The 19,333-nt window shown below is 71.1% G+C and carries 20 protein-coding genes; 9 read left to right on the top strand and 11 right to left on the bottom strand.

Going from position 1 to position 19,333, the window contains the following annotated elements:
- The first annotated feature begins 97 nt into the window (after window positions 1-97).
- Window positions 98-2,134, top strand: coding sequence for a DHA2 family efflux MFS transporter permease subunit (locus ACGFNV_RS27965; protein ID WP_393625942.1), 2,037 nt, complete (start codon window positions 98-100; stop codon window positions 2,132-2,134).
- 512 nt (window positions 2,135-2,646) lie between these two features.
- On the opposite strand, the gene ACGFNV_RS27960 is transcribed toward ACGFNV_RS27965, so the two are convergent.
- Window positions 2,647-3,186, bottom strand: a complete 540-nt coding sequence (locus ACGFNV_RS27960) for a GNAT family N-acetyltransferase (RefSeq protein WP_393625940.1) — start codon at window positions 3,184-3,186, stop codon at window positions 2,647-2,649.
- Window positions 3,187-3,191: 5 nt separating this feature from the next.
- Window positions 3,192-3,833: a dihydrofolate reductase family protein gene (locus tag ACGFNV_RS27955; protein ID WP_393625938.1), complete on the bottom strand. Its 642-nt coding sequence runs from the start codon at window positions 3,831-3,833 to the stop codon at window positions 3,192-3,194.
- A 187-nt stretch (window positions 3,834-4,020) separates the two neighbouring features.
- Here ACGFNV_RS27955 and ACGFNV_RS27950 point away from each other — a divergent pair, with 187 nt between their 5' ends.
- Window positions 4,021-4,692 carry a hypothetical protein gene (locus ACGFNV_RS27950; RefSeq protein WP_393625936.1) on the top strand — a complete coding sequence of 224 codons (672 nt, stop codon included), beginning with the start codon at window positions 4,021-4,023 and terminating at the stop codon, window positions 4,690-4,692.
- A 5-nt stretch (window positions 4,693-4,697) separates the two neighbouring features.
- Window positions 4,698-5,354, top strand: a complete 657-nt coding sequence (locus tag ACGFNV_RS27945) for a hypothetical protein (protein WP_393625934.1) — start codon at window positions 4,698-4,700, stop codon at window positions 5,352-5,354.
- Here ACGFNV_RS27945 and ACGFNV_RS27940 read toward each other — a convergent pair.
- The gene (locus ACGFNV_RS27940; RefSeq protein WP_393625932.1) at window positions 5,343-5,795 is read right to left on the bottom strand and encodes a DUF1992 domain-containing protein; all 453 of its coding nucleotides are present in this window, start codon (window positions 5,793-5,795) and stop codon (window positions 5,343-5,345) included. The genes ACGFNV_RS27945 and ACGFNV_RS27940 overlap by 12 nt on opposite strands.
- A gap of 124 nt (window positions 5,796-5,919) precedes the next feature.
- Here ACGFNV_RS27940 and ACGFNV_RS27935 point away from each other — a divergent pair, with 124 nt between their 5' ends.
- Window positions 5,920-6,312, top strand: a complete 393-nt coding sequence (locus ACGFNV_RS27935; protein ID WP_133926671.1) for an FHA domain-containing protein — start codon at window positions 5,920-5,922, stop codon at window positions 6,310-6,312.
- A gap of 20 nt (window positions 6,313-6,332) precedes the next feature.
- Here the strand turns inward: ACGFNV_RS27935 and ACGFNV_RS27930 are convergent, their stop codons facing one another.
- Together ACGFNV_RS27930 and ACGFNV_RS27925 are read right to left on the bottom strand one after the other, a co-directional pair.
- Window positions 6,333-7,004, bottom strand: a complete 672-nt coding sequence (locus ACGFNV_RS27930; RefSeq protein ID WP_393625930.1) for an O-methyltransferase — start codon at window positions 7,002-7,004, stop codon at window positions 6,333-6,335.
- A gap of 121 nt (window positions 7,005-7,125) precedes the next feature.
- Window positions 7,126-8,040, bottom strand: a complete 915-nt coding sequence (locus tag ACGFNV_RS27925) for a DUF2330 domain-containing protein (RefSeq protein WP_393625928.1) — start codon at window positions 8,038-8,040, stop codon at window positions 7,126-7,128.
- Between the two features lie 277 nt (window positions 8,041-8,317).
- Between ACGFNV_RS27925 and ACGFNV_RS27920 the strand changes: the two genes are divergently transcribed.
- Window positions 8,318-10,366, top strand: coding sequence for a bifunctional glycosyltransferase 87/phosphatase PAP2 family protein (locus ACGFNV_RS27920; RefSeq protein ID WP_393625927.1), 2,049 nt, complete (start codon window positions 8,318-8,320; stop codon window positions 10,364-10,366).
- Here ACGFNV_RS27920 and ACGFNV_RS27915 read toward each other — a convergent pair.
- From ACGFNV_RS27915 to ACGFNV_RS27900, 4 genes are all read right to left on the bottom strand, one after another.
- A complete protein-coding gene (locus tag ACGFNV_RS27915; RefSeq protein ID WP_393625925.1) occupies window positions 10,320-11,939 on the bottom strand; it encodes a hypothetical protein in 1,620 nt (539 codons plus the stop codon). The two genes, ACGFNV_RS27920 and ACGFNV_RS27915, sit on opposite strands and share 47 nt — an antisense overlap.
- 75 nt (window positions 11,940-12,014) lie before the next feature.
- Window positions 12,015-12,407: a hypothetical protein gene (locus ACGFNV_RS27910; protein WP_393625923.1), complete on the bottom strand. Its 393-nt coding sequence runs from the start codon at window positions 12,405-12,407 to the stop codon at window positions 12,015-12,017.
- A gap of 150 nt (window positions 12,408-12,557) precedes the next feature.
- Window positions 12,558-13,748: an MFS transporter gene (locus ACGFNV_RS27905; protein WP_393625922.1), complete on the bottom strand. Its 1,191-nt coding sequence runs from the start codon at window positions 13,746-13,748 to the stop codon at window positions 12,558-12,560.
- A 10-nt stretch (window positions 13,749-13,758) separates the two neighbouring features.
- A complete protein-coding gene (locus ACGFNV_RS27900; protein WP_393625920.1) occupies window positions 13,759-14,619 on the bottom strand; it encodes an alpha/beta fold hydrolase in 861 nt (286 codons plus the stop codon).
- Between the two features lie 208 nt (window positions 14,620-14,827).
- Between ACGFNV_RS27900 and ACGFNV_RS27895 the strand changes: the two genes are divergently transcribed.
- Entirely contained in the window at window positions 14,828-15,301 is a 474-nt protein-coding gene (locus tag ACGFNV_RS27895; RefSeq protein ID WP_393625919.1) for a carboxymuconolactone decarboxylase family protein, read from the top strand.
- A gap of 142 nt (window positions 15,302-15,443) precedes the next feature.
- On the top strand, window positions 15,444-16,367 hold the full coding sequence (locus ACGFNV_RS27890; RefSeq protein ID WP_393625917.1) for an RNA polymerase sigma-70 factor: 924 nt from the start codon (window positions 15,444-15,446) through the stop codon (window positions 16,365-16,367).
- Window positions 16,368-16,405: 38 nt separating this feature from the next.
- Here ACGFNV_RS27890 and ACGFNV_RS27885 read toward each other — a convergent pair whose 3' ends face one another.
- Entirely contained in the window at window positions 16,406-16,792 is a 387-nt protein-coding gene (locus ACGFNV_RS27885) for an ATP-binding protein (protein ID WP_393625915.1), read from the bottom strand.
- Between the two features lie 150 nt (window positions 16,793-16,942).
- Between ACGFNV_RS27885 and ACGFNV_RS27880 the strand changes: the two genes are divergently transcribed.
- The gene (locus ACGFNV_RS27880) at window positions 16,943-17,791 is read left to right on the top strand and encodes a helix-turn-helix domain-containing protein (RefSeq protein WP_393625913.1); all 849 of its coding nucleotides are present in this window, start codon (window positions 16,943-16,945) and stop codon (window positions 17,789-17,791) included.
- Window positions 17,751-18,029 carry a DUF397 domain-containing protein gene (locus ACGFNV_RS27875; RefSeq protein WP_393625912.1) on the top strand — a complete coding sequence of 93 codons (279 nt, stop codon included), beginning with the start codon at window positions 17,751-17,753 and terminating at the stop codon, window positions 18,027-18,029. The genes ACGFNV_RS27880 and ACGFNV_RS27875 overlap by 41 nt, the downstream gene beginning before the upstream one ends.
- Here the strand turns inward: ACGFNV_RS27875 and ACGFNV_RS27870 are convergent.
- Complete coding sequence (locus ACGFNV_RS27870) at window positions 18,013-19,182, bottom strand: steroid 3-ketoacyl-CoA thiolase (RefSeq protein ID WP_393625910.1); 1,170 nt, start codon at window positions 19,180-19,182, stop codon at window positions 18,013-18,015. The two genes, ACGFNV_RS27875 and ACGFNV_RS27870, sit on opposite strands and share 17 nt — an antisense overlap.
- Window positions 19,183-19,333 lie beyond the last annotated feature (151 nt).

Here is a 19,333-nt window from a genome sequence, read left to right as displayed (position 1 = left end):
TCGACCCCCGGAATGTGCCCTTCCAACAGGACTCAACGGGCCATAATTGGTCACACCGTTCAGGATGGAGGTGTCACGAGAGCCTCAGGAGGTCTCCATGGCCCTGGACGCGCACGCCCGGACGGGAGAGGCGGAGCGGCATGTGCCCGGCAACGTCCTCGTGTCGATCGGCGCCCTGCTGCTCGGGATGCTGCTCGCCGCCCTCGACCAGACCATCGTGTCGACCGCGCTGCCCACGATCGTCAGCGAACTCGGCGGTATGGAGCACCTCTCCTGGGTGGTCACGGCGTACCTGCTGGCCTCGACGGCCGCGACTCCGCTGTGGGGCAAGCTCGGTGACCAGTACGGGCGCAAAAGGCTGTTCCAGATCGCGATCGTGATCTTTCTCGTCGGCTCCGCGCTGTGCGGGGCGGCGCAGGACATGGCCCAGCTCATCGGCTTCCGGGCCCTCCAGGGGCTCGGCGGCGGCGGGTTGCTGGTGCTGTCGATGGCGATCGTCGGGGACATCGTCCCGCCCCGCGAACGCGGGCGCTACCAGGGGCTGTTCGGAGCTGTCTTCGGCGCCACAAGTGTGCTGGGACCGCTGCTGGGCGGGCTGTTCACTCAACACCTGAGCTGGCGCTGGGTGTTCTACGTCAACCTGCCGATCGGCGTCGTCGCGCTCGCCGTGATCGCGACCGCGCTGCACATCCCGCGCCGGGCGACCCCGCACGTCATCGACTACCTCGGCACCGCCCTCATCGCCTCCGTGGCCACCTGTCTGGTCCTCGTCGCCTCCCTCGGCGGCACGACATGGGCCTGGGCATCCGTCCAGATCGTCGGCCTCGCGCTCCTCGGTGTCGTACTGGCCACCCTGTTCGTGTCCGTCGAACGGCGGGCCGCCGAACCCGTCCTGCCGCTGAACCTGTTCCGCATCCGCACCTTCACCCTCTCCGCCGTCATCAGCTTCATCGTCGGCTTCGCGATGTTCGGCGCGATGACCTACCTGCCGACCTTCCTCCAGGTCGTCCAGGGCGTCTCCCCGACCATGTCCGGCGTCCACATGCTGCCGATGGTGCTCGGCCTGCTGCTGTCGTCCACCGGCTCCGGACAGGTCGTCAGCCGCACCGGCCGCTGGAAGGTGTTCCCGGTCGTGGGCACGGGTGTCACCGCCGTCGGCCTGTTGCTGCTCCATCGGCTCGACGAGGGCAGCTCCACCGCCGAGATGAGCGCGTACTTCTTCGTCTTCGGCCTCGGTCTCGGACTTGTCATGCAGGTCCTCGTGCTCATCGTCCAGAACGCCGTCTCCTACGAGGATCTGGGCGTCGCCACCTCCGGCGCCACCTTCTTCCGCTCCATCGGCGCCTCCTTCGGCGTGGCCATCTTCGGTACGGTCTTCGCGAGCCGCCTGGGCGACAAGCTCACCGACGCCTTCCGGGGCGCCCAGCTCCCGCCCGGTGCCTCGGCGGACTCCCTGGAGGCCGACCCGCGCGGCATCGCCGCCCTGCCGCCCGCCCTGCGCCCGGAGGCGCTGCACGCGTACGCGTCCGCCATCACCGACGTCTTCCTGTACGCCGCCCCGGTCGCCCTCCTCGCCTTCGCCCTGGCCTGGTTCCTGAAGGAGGAGCCCCTGCGCGGCTCGGTCACCGCCCCCGACGTCACCGAGACGCTGGCCAGCAACCCGGTCGAGCGGTCCTCGTACGACGAGGTGTGCCGCGCGTTGTCCGCCCTCGGCACCCGGGAGGGCCGCCGCGAGGTCTACCGGAAGATCACCGCAAGGGCCGGGTACGACCTGCTGCCGGGGGCGAGCTGGCTGCTGCTGCGGATCAAGAGGCACGGCAGGGTGGAGCCGGCCGAGCTCGCGGGCCGCACCCCCGTACCGCTGGGTGTGATCGTCGAGGCCGCCCGCCAGATCGAGGAGCGGCGGCTCGCCGTGCGCGCGGGCCCCGACCTCGTACTGACCGACCAGGGCCGCGAGGTCGCCGAGCGGCTGGCGACCGCCCGGGAGGAGTCCCTGGCCGAACTGCTCGGCGACTGGTGGGGACCGGACCGCCCCACCGACCTCACCCTGCTCGTCAGGGACCTCAACGAGGAACTGTGCGGCTCCGACCGCGAACAGCCCCACAACGGCCGCCCGGTGCCGAATCCGGGCTGAACACTTGACCGAGCCTGCGCTGAGGTCTTGGTCGGTGCCGGGGCTGAGCGCGCGGTCCGGGTTGGGCTGGGTGCGCGGCTGACGCATGGGCCGGGTGCTCGGCGGCGCTTGGGTCGGGTGCCTGGCCAGCGCCGGGGTTGGGCGCCGGGGCTGGGCTGGGTTGGGCGACCGCGGGGCGTCGGGGGCCGGCCGTCCGGTCGCGGTTGGGCTGGGTGCGTGGCTGACGCCTGGGTCGGATCCCTGCCCTGCGCCGGGGTTGGGCGCCCGGTCGGTGCCGGGGCTGGCGACCGCGGGGCGTCGGGGGTCGGCCGTCCGGCTGGTGCCTCGGCTGAGCGTCGGCCTGCCCCCCGGCATGGAAGCCTTGCCTGGTCGACGTCTGGGCCGGGCGTCGGGTCGGCGCCATCGGAGCAGCGTGCGGTCGGGGTTGGGCCGGGTGCTTGGCTGACGCCGGCCCGACGACTCGACCGGCGTCCGGTCGGCGCCCGGGCTGGGCGCCCGGCCGGCTACCCCGACTACCGGCCGAGCGCCTGGGCCGCATCCGGGCTGAGCTCCTTGCTGAACCAGTGCTCCGCGTACGGCTCGTCGTTGTGCCGCTCGGTCTCCGTGTAGCCGAGTCGGGCGTACAGGGCGCGGGCCTCCACGAGGTCGCTGCGGGTGTCGAGGATCAGCCGTGTGGCGCCGAGCTCTCGGGCGGCGTCCTCGGCGGCCCGGACGAGCAGTGCCGCGCCGCCCTTCCCGCGCGCGCCGGGCAGCAGGAACACGCGCTTGAGCTCGGCGGTCGTCGCGTCGAGGAGCCGTACGCCCGCGCTGCCGGCCGGCTCACCCCCGTACCGCGCGACGAGTAACTGCCCGCCGGGCGGGGCGAGGTCCGAACCGGTCGTCGCGGCGACCTCGCGCTCCAGCTCGTCCGGGTCGGTCCTGTGCCCCTCGTGCAGCAGGTACCAGCGGTCGCTGACCTCCGTGTAGTACGCCCGCCAGAGCGCGGCGGCGACGGGCGAGTCGAAGGGTTCGGGGGCTACGGTCCAGGAGAGTCGGGCGGCCGGGGAAGTCATACCGGTCATTCTCGGGAGTCGGCCCGTACCGCGCGCAACCGAATATGCGTGACCCCGGGCGAGTCCACGACCTGCGTCTTCGCCCACTCGATGTGCTGGTCGCCCAGCTCGCCGCGGTCGCCGAAGAGCCGTCGGCCGCCGCACGCCAGGACCGGCACGACGTGCAGGAGGAGTTCGTCCAGCCATCCGGCGCGGATGAACTGCTGCACCAGGTCGGCGCCTCCCGCCAGCGACACGTCCTTGTCCCCGGCCGCCTCGCGGGCCAGCTCCAGGGCGCGCCCGGGGCCCTCGGTGACGAAGTGGAAGGTGGTTCCGCCCTCCTTCACCAGTGGCTCGCGGGGGTGGTGGGTGACGACGTAGACCGGGGCGTGGAAGGGCGGGTCGTCGCCCCAGGGGATCTCACCGGTGATGTACATGCCGTGGCCCATGACCACCGCGCCCGGCCGCTCGACCCACTCGGCGATCAGGTCGTCGTCCGGGCCGTCCGTCCCGCCCTCCATCCCCTGCATCCGGCGAAAGGTGCGCAGCCCGTACACCCATGCGTGCAGCCGCTCCCCGCCGATGCCCAGGGGGTGTTCGCGGCCCGAGTCCGGGCCCGCGACGTATCCGTCCAGCGACATGGCCAGCCGTGCGATGACCTCACCCATGACAATCTCCTCAGGTCTTCCCTCATGTCTTCCTTCACCCTGACGTCGATCGGGCCGTCGGCGGATCGACACGCCCGTCACACGAATTTCGGACGGCACCGATGGCCTGTCGGGGCCGTTTGGGAGAGGCCTTCCGGGCAACTCGACGTGTAAGTCGGCCCACTGGGCCATACACCGGAAGGCAACCATGTCCACAGGCGTGATCATCGCTCTGATCGTGATCGTGGCGGCCGTCGTAGCAGTGGCGGCCGTCCTGGCTCTCCGGGGCCGAGGAGCGCGGGGCGGAGGAAGCCTGAAGCGGCGCTTCGGGCCCGAGTACGACCGTGCCGTGGCACGGCATGACGGAGACACCAAGGCTGCCGAGCGGGAACTCGGCGCACTCGTGGAACGGCACGGCGGGCTGCAGGAGCGGCCGCTGGAGCCGGCGGAGCGGGAACGGTTCGAGGCCCGCTGGACGGCCGTCCAGGAGCGCTTCGTCGACTCGCCGCAGGAGGCGGTGGCCGAGGCGGAGCAGCTGCTCTCCGAGCTGGCCGGAGCCCGGGGCTTCCCCGACGGCGGGCGGTACGAGGAGCAGGTCGCCGCGCTGTCCGTGCACCACGGGCACCATGTGCACGGCTACCGGCGCGTCCACAGCGTGGTGCGCGGGCGTGCGGGCAGTGAGCAGGACGGCCGGACCCCGGGCACGGAGGAGCTGCGCGAGACGCTGGTCGAGGCCCGTGACCTGTTCGAGGCCCTGATGGGCCCGGTCCGCCGTGACTCGGGACGCCATCGCGCGACCGACGACCACCACAGCAAGGCCCGCGCGGGCGGCCGCGGTCACCTGCCGTCCTTCCAGCGGCACCAGACGGGGCAGGGGTGAACGAGATGACCGACGTGACACCCGATGAGGGCAGGCGACGCACCCCGGAGCCGGGCGCGAAGGGCATCCCGGGTGAGCGCACGGGCGAGAGCACGGACGAACGCAGGGTCCCCGGAGCGGGCACGCACACGCCCGGTGGGCTCGGTGCCGGGGCGGAGGACGTCTCCGGCACGGGTGCGACCGGCGCCGGACCCCGGGGCACCCCGGTCGGCAAGGAATCCCCGGGAATCCCCGAGGAGCACGGCACGCCCATGGGCGGGAAGTCGCTGAGCGGAGCCGGCCTAGCGAAGGAGGACACCTTCAAGACGACGGGCCGCGCCGCCTCCACCCCGTCGCACGAAGCCGCTTCCACCCCGTCGCACGAAGAAGAGGCCCGGCTCCTCTCGCACGACGAGGCCGACAAGCTCGCGCTGCAGCTGCACCACGCCGTGTCCGGGTTCGTCGACGGGCCCAAGGGCGCCGTGGAGGAGGCCGACCACGTCCTGGAGGAGATCGCCTCGCGTTTCACTGAGGCCGTGACGCGCCGTCGCCGCACCCTGCGCGGGGCGTGGCAGTCCACGGAGGGCGGCGAGGGCAAGCCCACGACGACCACCGACACCGAACAACTCCGCCTGGCCCTGCGGGACTACCGCGAGCTGGCGGAACGACTCCTACGCGTCTGACACCCGTCGAACATCCGACGACGCGTCCGACGCGTCCACCGCCGTCCGGAGCTCCCGCCACTGTCGTACGACGTCCTCGACGTCATACGGCTTCTTGCCCAGCGGGGGCCCGGGCGGCGGTTTGAACATCATCTCGCGGATCTTGACGTTGACGTCGGTGATCAGCTTCCGCACGATCCGCTCCGAGGGCGCCACCAGGGCAGCCGCGAGCGTGTCCTCGGCCTCCTTGCGCAGGGCCAGCGCGGGCGGCAGCACGACCAGACCCTCGCGGGCCATCTTGCGCCGGACCCACCACAGTTCGTCGTACGACGTGTCCATACCCGGCGGCAGCGGCTCGCCCGCGCCGGGAAGCTCGTCGAACTCACCGCGGCTCTGCGCGTCTCGGATCTGCTTGTCGACCCAGGACTCGAACGGTACGCCCGGTGGCTTTCGCTCGGTCATGACTCCATTGTGCCGGACGCGGTGCCACCGGGCGATTTATCATGCGGCGGCGGTCGCCAACCGGACCGCTCGCACGCACAGTTCAGCAGGACCCTGCGTCAGGCACACTTCAGAAGGAGCGCACGTGCTCGAACTCACCATGGCCACCGTGTCCGGGACGGACGCGGGCGCCACGGCCGGCATGCTCATGGCCGATGCGCCCAGTGAGCCGGGCGCCGTGCTTCGGGTGGGCCGGGACAGATCCGTGTGCCGTCTCGCCACCCCCGACGACTGGCTGTTCGTCTCGCGGGTCCACCTGGAGTTCCTGTGCGGGCCCGAGGGCGGCTGGCAGGTCACCTGGCTGCGCGGCTCGCAGTCCGACCCGTCCTCCGAGGTGCGGCTGGTGGTCGGGGAGTACGCGCAGACCATCGCGTACGGCGGGACCGTGCAGCTGCCGAAGGGCGGCGCCGGTGAGATCGTCATCGTGGACCGCACCGGGCCGCGCAGCGTCAACGTGGGGTTCTATCACGAGGCGTGACCGCCTGCGCGGGGCTGCGGCTACGCCAGCACCCGTGCCAGCGCGAAACCGTCGTACCCCTTGCTGCCCACCGTCTGGACCGCGGTGCCGCTGAGGCGCGGGTGGGTGCCGATGAGCTCGATCGCGGCGCGGGTGCCCTGGACGTCGGGGGTGCTGCTGTCCACGTCGGCGACGCGGCCGCCCCGGACGACGTTGTCGACGACGATCAGGCTGCCCGCGCTGGTGAGCCTCAGCGCCCACTCCACGTAGCGGGCGTTGTTGGCCTTGTCGGCGTCGATGAAGACCAGGTCGAAGGGGGGCGGGTTCTCGTCGGCGAGATGGGGCAGCGAGTCCAGGGCCGCGCCGACGCGCACCTCGACGAGCTTGTCGAGGCCCGCCCGGGCGATGTTGCGGGTGGCGACCTCCGCGTGCTTGGGGTCGTACTCCAGGGAGATCAGACGGCCGTCGGCCGGGAGCGCCCGGCCCAGCCAGATGGTGCTGTAGCCCCCCAGGGTGCCGATCTCCAGGATGGTGCGGGCACCCTGGATCTGGGCGAGCAGCTGGAGCAGCTTGCCCTGGTTCGCCGTGACGTTGACCTGCGGCAGGCCCGCCGCCTCGCTGTCCCGCAGCGCGGCGCGGGTGACCTCGTCGTCCGGGGTCAGATGAGCGGTGAAGTACGCGTCGACGGCATCCCAGATCTGCGAGTCGCTCATGCGCTCTGTCTCTCCTCTACAAGCCGCTGGAAGTTAGAAGCTCTAACTAGTCCTGCTAACGAAGAAGTTCCGGCGCAGGTTCCCCGACGGAGACACGCCCCGGGTACCCCGCACGGCGAATTCAGCCGATCGGATCAGGGGAAGCGGGCCGCAGCCGGGATCGCGGCCGCAGCGTCAGCCATACCACGCCGACGGTGAGCGCGGCGAGGCCGCCGCCGACCGTCAACAGCCAGGCCGGTGTCCCACCCACCGTCCGCAGCCGCTCCTGGTAGATCACCTGCCGGTACGGGGCGTCCGTCGCCGCCCGCCGCAGTTCGTGGTCGCCGGAGATCGTGGTCGGGGTCGGGAACTCCTGGCCCACCAGACGGGGCGGGAAGGCGAAGCCGTTGGTGCGCAGCCAGCCGTCCAGGGCGCCGGGGTCGGTGGCGGTCAGCCGGGCCACGTCGAAGGGGCCGAGCCGCTGCCGTCCGACGACGCCCACCTCCGGCCGGGCGGCGCCGACGCCCCTGCCGGGCGGCCGCGCCCCGGCGCCGTCGCCCGTGGTGAGCGGCCAGTCGCCGTCCTGCGGCCAGAAGTGGTAGCGGGTGCGTTCCGTGGGGGCGGTCGCCGCGGCCAGCTCGTCGAAGAGCGCGGGGTCACCCAGCTTCACCGTCGCCCGGCGCGGCACCGGCATGATCCACGCGGCGCGGTCGGCGTCTCCCGTGACCGACAGCCGCATCACGATCTGCTCCTGCAGCCCGTCCCACCGCACCACGGACACCTCCCGCCCCACGAACACCTGCTGCCGGGCCCCCGGAACCAGCGCCCCGCACCCACAGGCGTACGCGGGTGCCACGAGCGAGCCGAGCTGGAGCGCGAACAGCGCGAGAACGACGGCGAGGACGCGTACACGCCTCACCCGTACGGGTGAACCGGGGAAGCGGCGTGAGCCGGGGGCGCGACCCGGGCCGAGGGAGCCGCCCGGGCCGGGAGCCTCACCCAGGACCCCGGAGCCGCCCGGACCGACCGAGAACTCCGAACCGCCCGAATCGCCCATGTCCCGAAGCACCCCGAAGCCCCTCCACCCGTCGTCACCCGCGCCGGTCGGCGTCCACGACGGTGCGGCGGGGCCCCCGGTTCTGTTCGCGATGTGATCGTTCTCGCCGCTCTGCGGAGGCGGCCTCGGTGCTCCCCGACTAACGTCTAGCGGACAAATTAGGTGAAATGGGGGTTGCCGGCGTCCCTCTCCAGGGGCGGCACGAGCCTCCAAGGCTCGTGAACCACATCCCACGCGTGTGACGCGTGGGACGAACGGGGCGGGAGGCCGACGAGGCGTGGCGAATGCGGAGCACAGTGGGCGACCGGCAAAAGCCTTCGGAGCGACGGCTGTCGGGCCGGCCAGAGCACGCCTGCGCGTGGCCCGCCTCGGACTGTGGCTGGTCGCCGCCGTCCTCGCCGTACGACAAGTGGCCGTCGTCCTCGCCACCCCCCGGGGGGACCGGCTGACCGACCTGGAGACCTGGGTCGGTCCGAACGGCGTCCTGCACGTCAAGGGGTCCCTCTACGACTCCACCCGCTTCACCGGCACCCCGTTCGGTGGCCTGGTCCTCAAGCCCCTCACCCGTTCGGCTGAACAGGCCCTCGGCTGGGGCTGGACCTTCGGCTCCCTCCTCCTGGTCGTCGCCCTCGGCCTGGTCGCCGCCCGTGCCCTGCCGCAGCCCGTCAGCCGCCGCACCGCGCTGCTGGCCGCGCCCGTCGCGGTCTGCCTGCTGATGCTGTCACTGCCGGTGCGCAACGCCTTCTGGCTCGGCCAGACCAGCATCATCCCGGTGCTCCTCGTCCTCCTCGGCTGTTTCGTCGTACGAGGGGAACGCGCCAGCGGCGCACTGATCGGCCTGGCCGCCGCCCTGCAGCCCACGATGCTGCTGTTCATCCCGCTGCTGTGGTTCACGGGCCGCCGCCGCGGTGCCGCCTCCACCGGCCTCACCTTCGCCGCGTCCACGGCGCTCGCCTGGGCGGCGATGCCGCACGACTCGTACACCTACTGGGTGCACCACATGGTCGGCGTCGGCCTCGGCGGCGACGCCGACGACCTCGCCAACCAGTCCCTGCACGGCGCCCTGCTGCGCCTCGGGCTGACCGGCCCCGTGGAGATCGGCTTCTTCTTCGCGTTCGGCGCCGCCGTCGCCGTCATCGGGCTGCGCCGTGCCGTGCGCTACGCCCGCGACGGCCAGCTGCTGCTCGCCGTCGCGATCACCGGCTGCGTCGCCGTCGCCGTGTCGCCGATGACCTGGCAGCACCAGCTGCTGTGGGTGCTGCTCGCGGTCGTCGGCCGGGTCGGCAGACGGGCCTCCGACCGGTACGTGTGGCCGGTCTCCGTCGTCCTGGTGACGACGCTCCCGGCCAAGATGGTGCTGCCGAACATGACGCCGCTGTACTCGGTGCGCGACAACGTGATCCTGCTGGCCGCGCTGGCCGCCGCCACGCTCGTCCCCTTCCTGTCCCGCACGTCCCCGTACTACCGCGCGCCGATCCCCACGCAGTACGCCCCCGCCGTCCCGACCCGCTTCCGGCGCATCCCCCTGCTGCCGTTCCTGCGCAGGGTCCTCACCCGCCCCAACCTCCTCCTGGAACTCCTCCTCATCCGCGTCACCTACGCCGCCTACTCCAGGGTGCGGCTCGCCGCGACCGGGGACAGCAACTCGGCGGGCCGGGCCCGGGCGGAGGAGCACGGCCACCAGATCCTCGACATCGAACGCTTCCTGCGGATCGACATCGAGCACGCCGTCAACCACGCCGTCGTCAAGGTCGACCGGCTGCGCGACTTCTTCGACTTCTACTACGAGTCGTTCCACTTCTTCGTCCCGCTGACCGTCCTCGGCGTCCTGTACTGGCGCCGCCCGGTCGACTACCGCTGGGCCCGCTCCGCCCTCGGCATCGCCACCCTCCTCGCCCTGGTCGGCTTCTGGCTCTACCCGCTGGCCCCGCCGCGCCTCATGCCGGGCCTCGGCATCATCGACACGGTCCACGGCGCCCAGGACTTCTCCAAGCCCGACTACGGCACGCTGACCGCGCTCACCAACCAGTACGCGGCGATGCCGTCGCTGCACTTCGGCTGGTCCCTGTGGTGCGGGCTCGTCATCGCGATCGTCGCGCCCAGGTGGTGGATGAAGGCGCTCGGTCTGCTGCATCCCTTCCTCACCGCCTGCGCGATCGTCGCGACCGGCAACCACTGGGTCCTCGACGCGGCCGGCGGCGCGGCGGTGGTCGGCGGGGGCTTCGGCCTCACGTACGTCCTCCAGGGGCCCCGCGCCCGCCTCAGGACCGCGGCGGCGGTCAGCAGCCGGAGCGAGGAGTTCGAGAAGGACCGTACTCGGAGCTGATCCGGTACTCGCCGGGCTCGGTGACCGTGAGCCGCGTGAAGTCACCTGCCTTGCTCAGACAGCCGTCGTCGGCGCGCAGCCAGGGCGAGTAGGCGACCCGTATCGTCACCGAGCCCGGCCGGGAGACGCGCAGCCTCAGATCGGCGTCGGCCGTCCGCACGACCGTCCCCGGCGCCGAGACCAGCGGCACCGCGTCCCGCACCCGGTACACCCGCCAGTTCGCGTCCTGCCACACCGGCTCCAGCCAGTCCGGCGGATCCTTCCGCACCAGCCGCGCCTCGTTCGCCGCGTACCCGTCCGCCCGCCCCAGCGGCAGGACGACGAAGCCGACGGCCCAGTGGTCCAGCCAGGCCCGGTAGGTCGTGGGGGAGAACGTCCCGTCGTAGAACAGCGGGGCCCGCTCCATGTCGAGCTGGCGGTTCCAGCCGCGAGCGAGGTTGACGTGCGGCGCCAACGCGACGGCCTCGCGGTGGTCGCGGGCCGGAACCGCCTCCACGCGCGTCCGGTCGGCCCCGAGGCGCTGGAGGGCCTGCACGACGGGCTGCGGGTCGGCGGCGTAGGCGGGGACGACCGTGTACACCCACAGATCGTCGGCGGTCTTCTTGCAGACCCATCCGACGGAGAACACGAGCGCCGCGATCAGCAGATGACGGCCCAGGCGCCTGAGCCGGGGCGCGGACCGTAACGCGGCGAGCAGAACGGCCGGCGCGAACAGCTCGGCGAACCGCTCGACGTTCGTCCCGATGGGGGAGGGGACGAGATACACGAGGACGGTCCCGGCCGCGTACACGACCCCGCTCCACCTCGCCACCCGCCACTCCCGGGGCGCGAACGCGGCCAGGGCGAGACCGAACAGGACGGGCGGCCAGATACGGCCGGGCGGCATCGGCTGTTGCCCGTTGAACGGGAAGAGCAGCGTGGTCATGCCGACGACTGCGGCGGGCGGGAGAAGCAGCACGAGGGCCCGCCCGTAATCCCGCACGAGCAGGAATCCCGCGCCGACGACGGCGACGAACAACCCCGCGACCGGCGAAGCCGTCGTCGACAGCGCGGAGTAGGCACCCGCCAGCACGAGCCGCCGCTCCCCGGTCAACAGGACGGCGGCGGCCAGCCCGAGGGCGACACCCAGCGCGAACGTCGTACGCCCCGAGGCCACGTTGCACCAGATCGCGAACGACGCGAGCAGCGCGGGCCCGAGCGGCTTGCGGACACCGGCGCGTTGCACCAGCACGGCGGCGAGCCAGGAGGCGACGAGCCCGGATATGACCGTGACGGTGCGGACACCGAGGGCGGCCATCAAGTACGGCGATATCAGGCTGTAGTTGGCGGTGTGCATCCCGCCGTACCAGAACAGGTTGTACGCGGACCCGCCGTGCCGGGAGGCGAACCCGGCCCAGGCCAATTGCGCGGCGAGATCCCCTCCGCCGGTCGCGAGGAACAGCCACCAGATCGCGTAGAGGGGGAGCAGCGGGAGGGTGGCGAGCAGGGAGGTGCGGTGGCGCTCCCAGAGGGGGTGTCTCTGGAGGTTGGCCGCGCGCGTCGGCCGGACGAGTGTTTGTTCGGCTGGGACCACGGTTTCGTAGACGTGAAAACAGGCTGCCGCGTTCATCGCGGGGGCCGGTGCGTGCCGGCCCCCGCGGGACATCCCCTAGAACTGGCAGGGGTACGGGGAGCCGCCGTTGCGGAGGTTGGCGTCGTAGATCCAGCCGCTGCCGCGGACGTACGACCAGGTGTTGCCGTAGCTGTTGGTGACGTAGCAGTTCACGGTCACCGAGGAGCCGGACGGGATGGACGTGACCTGGTCGCAGACTCCGTACGGGCCCATGCGGACCGGGGCGTTGCCGGCGGCGTAGTCCGTCGTGCGGTACGGGTTCAGGTTGCTCGGGGGCGCGCCCTGGCTCCACGGGCAGGCGGCGGCCGCCGCGGGTGCGTCTGCGGTGTGCTCGGCGGCGACGGCGGTCGGTGCGGCGAGGGTGCCGAGGGTGGTCAGGGAGAGTGCCGCGACGGCTGTCAGTACGTGGGAGAGCTTCGAGTTGGGCATGGCGCCGGATCCCTTTCGGTTGTCGGGTTTGTGTACGGCGCAACCTTTCGTCCGGGGCACCGGGCGGGGCAAGGAGTCCGTGCTGTCCCGGACACGTGGGACGTGTCCGGGCTGGTCAGCGCCCTGTGCGGCCGTTGTCCGGGACAGCGTTCACGTCCTCGCCGGTACCGGGCGCCGGAGGAGGTAGACGGCCGCGCCGGAGACCAGGACGGCCATGCAGGCGATGAAGACGAGTCCCGCGCCTTCCAGGCCGATCGGGTCGGACAGGACACCCACGCCGATCACCGGGACCGAGATGCCGGTGTACGCCACCACGAACAGCGTTGAGATGACTGCCGCGCGTTGGTCCGCCGGAGACGCCTGGGCCACCGCGGAGAGCGCCGCGCGGAACGACAGGCCCTGGCCGGCCCCGCCGACGATCGCGCTCAGGACCACGAGCGTGAGCAGATCCCAGCGCAGGGCGCCCGCGAGCAGGGCCAGCCCGACGAGGAGGCCGGCGCAGCCCAGGGGCAGTGAGCGGCCGACGCCGACCCGGCCGACGGCCAGTTGACCGGCGGTCGACGCGAAGAAGGCCAGCGCGACGATCAGCCCGCTGACGGCGTGGTTGTGCACGTCGAGAGACTCGGCGAGGAAGGCCGGGCTGACGGACGTGAACACGCCGAACAGTGCGAAGCCGACGAAGGAGGCGGTCGCCGCCGCTCCGAACACCGCCCGCACCTCGGTGGGCAGGCCGGGACGTTGGGGTCGTACGGTGTTCAGCGGCCGCCGCTCCCGTACGGTCTCCGGAAGCCGCAGCAGGACGGCGGCCGAGCAGGCGACCAGGGCGAGATGCACGGCGAACGGCAGGTACAGCGGCCAGGCGGCGTACTGCGCGAGCAGTCCGGCGAGCAGCGGGCCGCAGCCGAGGCCGCCCATGTTGGCGGCGGTCGCCACGAGCGTGGCTCGGGAGGCGCCGCCGGACGGCGCCAGCTCCATCACGTACGCCGTGGCCGCCCCGGTGAACAGACCGGCGGACAGCCCCGACAGCAGCCGCCCCGCGAACAGCCAGCCCAGGCCGGTGGCACACAGGAAGCAGACCGCACTCAACGCCGCGAACCCCAGGCCCCACAGCAGCACCGGGCGCCTGCCCACGGCGTCCGAGGCGTTGCCCGCCAGCAGCAGCACACCGATGACACCGAAGGCGTAGACGGCGTACACGACGGTGACCGTCAGCTCCGAGAACCCGAACTTCTCCTGGTAGAGGGGGTAGAGAGGTGTCGGCAGGGTGGTGCCGGCCATGCATACGACGAACACGGCCCCGCCCAGCAGACACGGGAGCCAACCGCGGCGATCACCGTCCATGCGGCCGACGTTAACCCCGCACAGCCACTCCGATCCGGCTCGGCGCGCCGCTGGTGGAGCCGATGAAGTCGAGCAGGTCCTGGTTGACTTGGGCTGCGTGGGTCATGAAGATGCCGTGGCCTGCTCGGGGGTACTCCTTGTAGGTGTTGTTCGGGATGAGCTGTGCCAGCCGTCGGCCGCAGAGGGCGACCGGGGCGGAGGCGTCGGCGTCGCCGTGGATGATCAGGGTCGGCAACTGGAGCGCGGCTGCCTCCTTGCGCAGATCGGTGCGGAAGCCGGTCTTGATCACTTCGACGGCTGCCTTGGCGGAACAGTCGAGGCACCTTTGCACCGTCCACTCCATGAGTTCGGTGGAGATGTTGTTGCCGAGGTGCGTCGCGAAGAACGCCTGCGCGTTCTGAGCCATCCACCGGGGGCGGTCCCTGGTCCGCTCGGCCGACAGGGCGTCGAAGGCGCGCTGGTCGATGCCGTCCGGGTTGTCAGGGGTCCACGCCATGAGGGGAGCGGTGGCGGCGATGAACACGACGCGGCTGACCCGGTCGCAGCCGTGATGCGTGAGGTAACGGATCACCTCTCCGCCGCCCATCGAGTGCGCCACCAGGGTCACTTCACGGAGGTCCAGGTGGTCGAGCAGCGCGGCGAGATCGTCGGCGAGGGTGTCGTAGTCGTAGCCGTGGCCCACCCAGTCGGAGCGACCGTGCCCCCGCTTGTCGAAGGCGACGCAACGCAGGCCCGCTTCGGACAGCGGGAGCATCTGAAACTCCCATGCGCTACTGCTGAGCCAGGCCCCGGCCACGAACACCACCGGCTTGCCCTGTCCCCAGTCGGTGTAGAACAGGCGTGTTCCGGCTGAGCCTTCGAAGTACGGCATGGTCGAGCCCTTCCTGGACGGGATGACGGGGTGAGCTGTCGCTACGCCGACAACTGTCGTCCAGGTGGGGCACGTGGTCGATTACCCCGGAGGTAGGGGCGGGGGTCGCGAGTCGGGAGAGACGTGGATCACACGCGTTCGTGTCACAGCACGTGGGGCCGTCTCGTCCCAGGGGGTGTAGTCACCGACGAGCACGGAGGAGAACGCAATGGACGCGCGACTGAACTACTTCGCCACCCCGAGCGCCGCCAAGGCCCTCAAGCACTTCATGTCGGCGGGCAGGACGTTCAAGGAGTCGCCGCTGCCGGCGGCGACACAGGAGCTCGTGGCGTTGCGCGTGAGCCAGATCAACGGCTGCGCCCTCTGCATCGACATGCACACCAAGGAGGCCGCCGCGGCCGGGGAGACTTCGGTGCGGCTGAACCTGGTGGCGGCGTGGCGGGAGGCCACGGTCTTCACCGAGGCCGAGCGCGCCGCGCTGGAGCTGGCGGAGCAGGGGACCCGGGTCGCGGACGCGGCCGACGGGGTCAGCGACGAGGTCTGGGACCGTGCCGCGAAGCACTACGACGAGGAACAGCTCAGCGTCCTGGCGGTCCTGGTCGCCTTCACGAACGCGGCGAACCGGCTGAACATCATCGCCCGGCAGCCGGCCGGCGACTACGAGGTCGGGCAGTTCCACTGAATGGCCCATGCCGACCCACCCGGGGCCCGTCGCAGGCCCCGGGCGGGGGCGTTGCACAGCCCCGACGACGGACCGCAAGATCACCAGAACGTGCCTGGCCGGGACGTACGGCCGGGTGGGACGACCTCAAGGAGGACGCGGCGTGAACAAGGTCGAGGAATTCGAGGAGTTGCGGCCTCTGCTGTTCTCGATCGCCTACCGGATTCTGGGCAGCGTGAGCGAGGCCGAGGATGCGGTGCAGGAGACATGGCTGCGCTTCGACGGCTCGACGACCCTTCCCACGTCGGTCAAGGCGTTTCTGTCCGCCACGGTGACGCGGATCTCGATCGACGTGCTGCGCTCCGCGCGGGTGCGGCGGGAGGAGTACGTGGGTCCGTGGTTCCCCGAGCCGCTGCTGAGCGATCCGTATCAGGATCCGGCGCGCTCGGCGGAGCTGGCCGACTCGGTGTCGATGGCGGCGCTGCTGCTTCTGGAGCGGCTCAGCCCGCTGGAGCGGTCGGTGTTCGTGCTGCGGGAGGTGTTCGGCTTCGGGTTCGACGACGTCGCCTCGGCGGTGGGGCGTTCGGAGGCGGCGTGCCGGCAGCTGCTGGTACGGGCACGGCGGCACATGGAGGCCGGGCGGCCGCGGTTCGAAGCGGACCGTCAGGAGCGGCAGGAGCTGGCGACGCGGTTCTTCGACGCCCTCCGCGAAGGCGATGTCGCCGGCCTGCGGGATCTACTGGCCGCCGACGTGCAGATGGTCGGGGACGGCGGCGGCAAGGCCCCGCAGCTGGCCAGGGCCGTCCTCGGCGCCGAGAACGTGGCCCGGCTTCTGGCCTCCGTTTTCCCGCTGCTGGCCCGGATCGACGTGACGTTCGAGCCGCACGAGGTCAACGGCCAGCCCGGCGCCATCTTCCGCGACCGGGACGGCAAGGTCCTCCATGCTCTGGCCCTCGATGTGCTCGACGGGCAGATCCAGACCATCCGCTCGGTGATCAACCCCGACAAGCTCGGCCACCTCGGACCGGTCGCCGACGCCTGGGCCATCGACGGCGAGCTGAAACAGACCCGCCGGCAGATGAGGTGACCCCGGGACCGGTGTTGGGCAGCGTCCTTGCATGCCGATCACTCTGAGACCTCCAGCGCGCTCGAGATCAAGCACTCGAACCACACCGTCTTGCCACCCGTCGGCCACGGCGACACACCCCACTTGTCCACCACCGCGTCCAGGAGTACGAGTCCCCGGCCGCCCTCCGCCTCCAGCGACACCTCACCTGGCGTGGCGGGGAGTTCGGGGACACCGTCCGTCACCTCCACCCGCACTCCCGCCGTCTGGCGCAACAGCAGGAACGTGCAGCGGCGGTCCGGGACATGGCGCACGACGTTGGCGATCAGCTCCGTCGTCGCCAGTTCCACGGCGTCCGTGAGTTCCGCCAGCCGCCATTCCTCCAGGTAGGAGCGGGCGATGCGGCGGATGTGCCGGGCCGAGTGTTCGCCGACCGTCAGGCTCATGCGGTACTGCGTCGGGCGTGGGGTCGCCATCAGGGTGGGGGGAAAATATTCGTTCACAGGACGATGCTGGCCTGGTGTTACTACTCTCGGCTACAGAACGGATACAACGGGTCCCGCAGTGGACCGAGTTGCGAGAGGGGCCGTACGTACGTGACCCACATCAACGTCCTTGATCCGGGAGCCTCGCCGCTCGACTACTACGGTTTCGAGTTGCGGCGGCACCGAGAAGCCGCCGGGCTGACCCAGAAACAGCTCGGCGACATCGTCAACTACACCGGCTCCCTTGTAGGCCAGGTCGAGACGGCACGGAAACTGCCGACGTCGGAGTTCAGCGAGCGGGTGGATGCGGCGCTGGGGACGGGTGGGTTGTTGTCCCGGCTGGTCGGGCTGGTGATGCGTAGTCAGCTTCCGGCCTGGTTCCAACAGGTCGCGGAGTTGGAGGCGCGGGCCGTCAAGATCTCCACCTTCCAGACGCACATGGTGCACGGACTCCTCCAGACCGAGGCGTACGTCCGTGCCGTGCTGGGCTCGCTCGACGAGACGGACCTCGACGACCGCACCGCCGTACGGCTCGCCCGCCAGCGCATCTTCGAGAGGGAGGCGCCGCCGGTCCTGTGGGCGATCATCAGCGAGGCCGCGCTGAACCAGGAGATCGGCGACGACGAGGTCATGCGCGGGCAACTGGCCCACCTGTTGTCCTTCGAGAGCAATCCCCGGATCAACGTCCAGGTGCTGCCGTTCTCGGTCGGGGCGCACGCGGGGCTACAAGGCTCGTTCACCCTCTTCCGGTTCGAGAAGGACCCGGCCATCGTCTATACCGAGGGCTACGGCAGCGGGCATCCCACCGCGAACCCGGACACGGTCGGCGACTGCTCGCTCCGTTACGATCATCTTCAGGCCGCCGCTCTCTCCCTCAAGGACTCGGCGGAGTTGATCCGGCGCGTGATGGAGGAACGCTATGGCGAACAACGGGATTCCGGCCGGGACCACGTGGCGTAAGTCCAGCTACAGCGGCGACCAGGGCGGCGAGTGCATCGAGTGCGCGCCCCTCGGCGCCCTCGCCTGGCGCAAGTCGTCGTACAGCAGCGACCAAGGGGGCAACTGCGTAGAGATCGCCGACGCCCCCTGCGCCACCGTAGCCGTCCGCGACTCCAAGAACCCCGCAGGCCCGAAGCTCGCCTTCGCGCCCTCCGCCTTCGCGACCTTCGTCAACTGGGCCTCTACAGCCGCTGAATAATCGTCCCCGTGGCCAAGCCACCCCCCGCACACATCGTCACCAGCGCGAACTCTTTGTCCGTCCGCTCCAGTTCGTGCAACGCCGTCGTGATGAGCCGGGCTCCGGTGGCCCCCACCGGATGCCCGAGCGCGATCGCACCGCCGTTGACGTTGACCTTCGCGAGGTCCTGCTCGAAGACCTGAGCCCAGCTAAGTACCACTGAGGCGAAGGCCTCGTTGATCTCGACGAGGTCGATGTCCTTCAGCGACATCCCCGCCTTGCCCAGCACCGCACGCGTCGCGTCGATCGGGCCGTCGAGGTGGAAGTGCGGGTCGGCGCCCACCAGGGCCTGGGCGACGATCCGTGCCCTGGGCTTCAGCTTCAGGGCGCGGGCCATCCGCTTGGACGCCCACATGATGGCCGACGCGCCGTCGGAGATCTGGGACGAGTTACCGGCCGTGTGCACCGCCGTCGGCATGACCGGCTTCAGCCCCGCCAGCGCCTCCATCGACGTGTCGCGCAGGCCCTCGTCCTTGTCGACGAGGCGCCACATGCCCTGGCCGGACGCCTGTTCCTCCTCGGTCGTCGGGACCTGGACCGCGAAGGTCTCACGCTTGAAGCGTTCCTCGGACCAGGCGATGGCGGCCCGTTCCTGGGACAACAGGCCCAGGGCGTCGACTTTCTCCCGAGTCAGGCCCCGGTGGCGGGCGATCCGCTCCGCCGCCTCGAACTGGTTCGGCAGGTCCACGTTCCACTCGTCGGGGAACGGCTTTCCGGGGCCGTGCTTCGAGCCCGACCCCAGCGGCACGCGTGACATCGCCTCGACGCCACAGCTGATGCCGACGTCGATGACGCCCGCCGCGATCATGTTCGCGGTCATGTGGGACGCCTGCTGGGAGGAGCCGCACTGGGCGTCGACCGTCGTCGCGGCGGTCTCGTAGGGGAGGCCCATGGCCAGCCAGGCCGTGCGGGCGGGGTTCATGGACTGTTCGCCGGCGTGGGTCACCGTGCCGCCGACGATCTGCTCGACGCAGTCGGCGGGGATGCCGGTGCGGCCGAGGAGTTCGCGGTAGGTCTCGCCCAGGAGGTAGGCGGGGTGCAGATTGGCGAGCGCGCCGCCGCGCTTGCCGATGGGGGTGCGGACGGCTTCGACGATGACGGGTTCGGCGGCCATGGGTGCGGGTCCTTTCCTCCGAACGTGCCCGAGAGTGCCGGAAGGTACCGAGACGTGGCAGAACATGGGCGGAGACTGGAACTAGTACGTGTTCTAGTTCTCCTGGGAGCAGTCTGCGGACGTGATGTGTGTCACCGCAAGGGTCTTGCAG

The organism is Streptomyces sp. NPDC048751 (genome assembly GCF_043198595.1).
Lineage (GTDB): Bacteria > Actinomycetota > Actinomycetes > Streptomycetales > Streptomycetaceae > Streptomyces.
Note: the sequence above shows the minus strand (reverse complement) of the source record. Positions and strands in the feature narration are given on the sequence as shown.

Coding starts and splice junctions, on each gene's coding strand:
- ACGFNV_RS27965 (WP_393625942.1), top strand. CDS start 98: ATGGCCCTGGACGCGCACGCCCGGACGGGAGAGGCGGAGCGGCATGTG.
- ACGFNV_RS27950 (WP_393625936.1), top strand. CDS start 4,021: ATGTCCACAGGCGTGATCATCGCTCTGATCGTGATCGTGGCGGCCGTC.
- ACGFNV_RS27875 (WP_393625912.1), top strand. CDS start 17,751: ATGGCGAACAACGGGATTCCGGCCGGGACCACGTGGCGTAAGTCCAGC.
- ACGFNV_RS27900 (WP_393625920.1), bottom strand. CDS start 14,619: ATGCCGTACTTCGAAGGCTCAGCCGGAACACGCCTGTTCTACACCGAC.
- ACGFNV_RS27960 (WP_393625940.1), bottom strand. CDS start 3,186: ATGACTTCCCCGGCCGCCCGACTCTCCTGGACCGTAGCCCCCGAACCC.
- ACGFNV_RS27870 (WP_393625910.1), bottom strand. CDS start 19,182: ATGGCCGCCGAACCCGTCATCGTCGAAGCCGTCCGCACCCCCATCGGC.
- ACGFNV_RS27910 (WP_393625923.1), bottom strand. CDS start 12,407: ATGCCCAACTCGAAGCTCTCCCACGTACTGACAGCCGTCGCGGCACTC.
- ACGFNV_RS27930 (WP_393625930.1), bottom strand. CDS start 7,004: ATGAGCGACTCGCAGATCTGGGATGCCGTCGACGCGTACTTCACCGCT.
- ACGFNV_RS27895 (WP_393625919.1), top strand. CDS start 14,828: ATGGACGCGCGACTGAACTACTTCGCCACCCCGAGCGCCGCCAAGGCC.
- ACGFNV_RS27940 (WP_393625932.1), bottom strand. CDS start 5,795: ATGACCGAGCGAAAGCCACCGGGCGTACCGTTCGAGTCCTGGGTCGAC.
- ACGFNV_RS27955 (WP_393625938.1), bottom strand. CDS start 3,833: ATGGGTGAGGTCATCGCACGGCTGGCCATGTCGCTGGACGGATACGTC.
- ACGFNV_RS27905 (WP_393625922.1), bottom strand. CDS start 13,748: ATGGACGGTGATCGCCGCGGTTGGCTCCCGTGTCTGCTGGGCGGGGCC.
- ACGFNV_RS27925 (WP_393625928.1), bottom strand. CDS start 8,040: ATGGGCGATTCGGGCGGTTCGGAGTTCTCGGTCGGTCCGGGCGGCTCC.
- ACGFNV_RS27945 (WP_393625934.1), top strand. CDS start 4,698: ATGACCGACGTGACACCCGATGAGGGCAGGCGACGCACCCCGGAGCCG.
- ACGFNV_RS27885 (WP_393625915.1), bottom strand. CDS start 16,792: ATGAGCCTGACGGTCGGCGAACACTCGGCCCGGCACATCCGCCGCATC.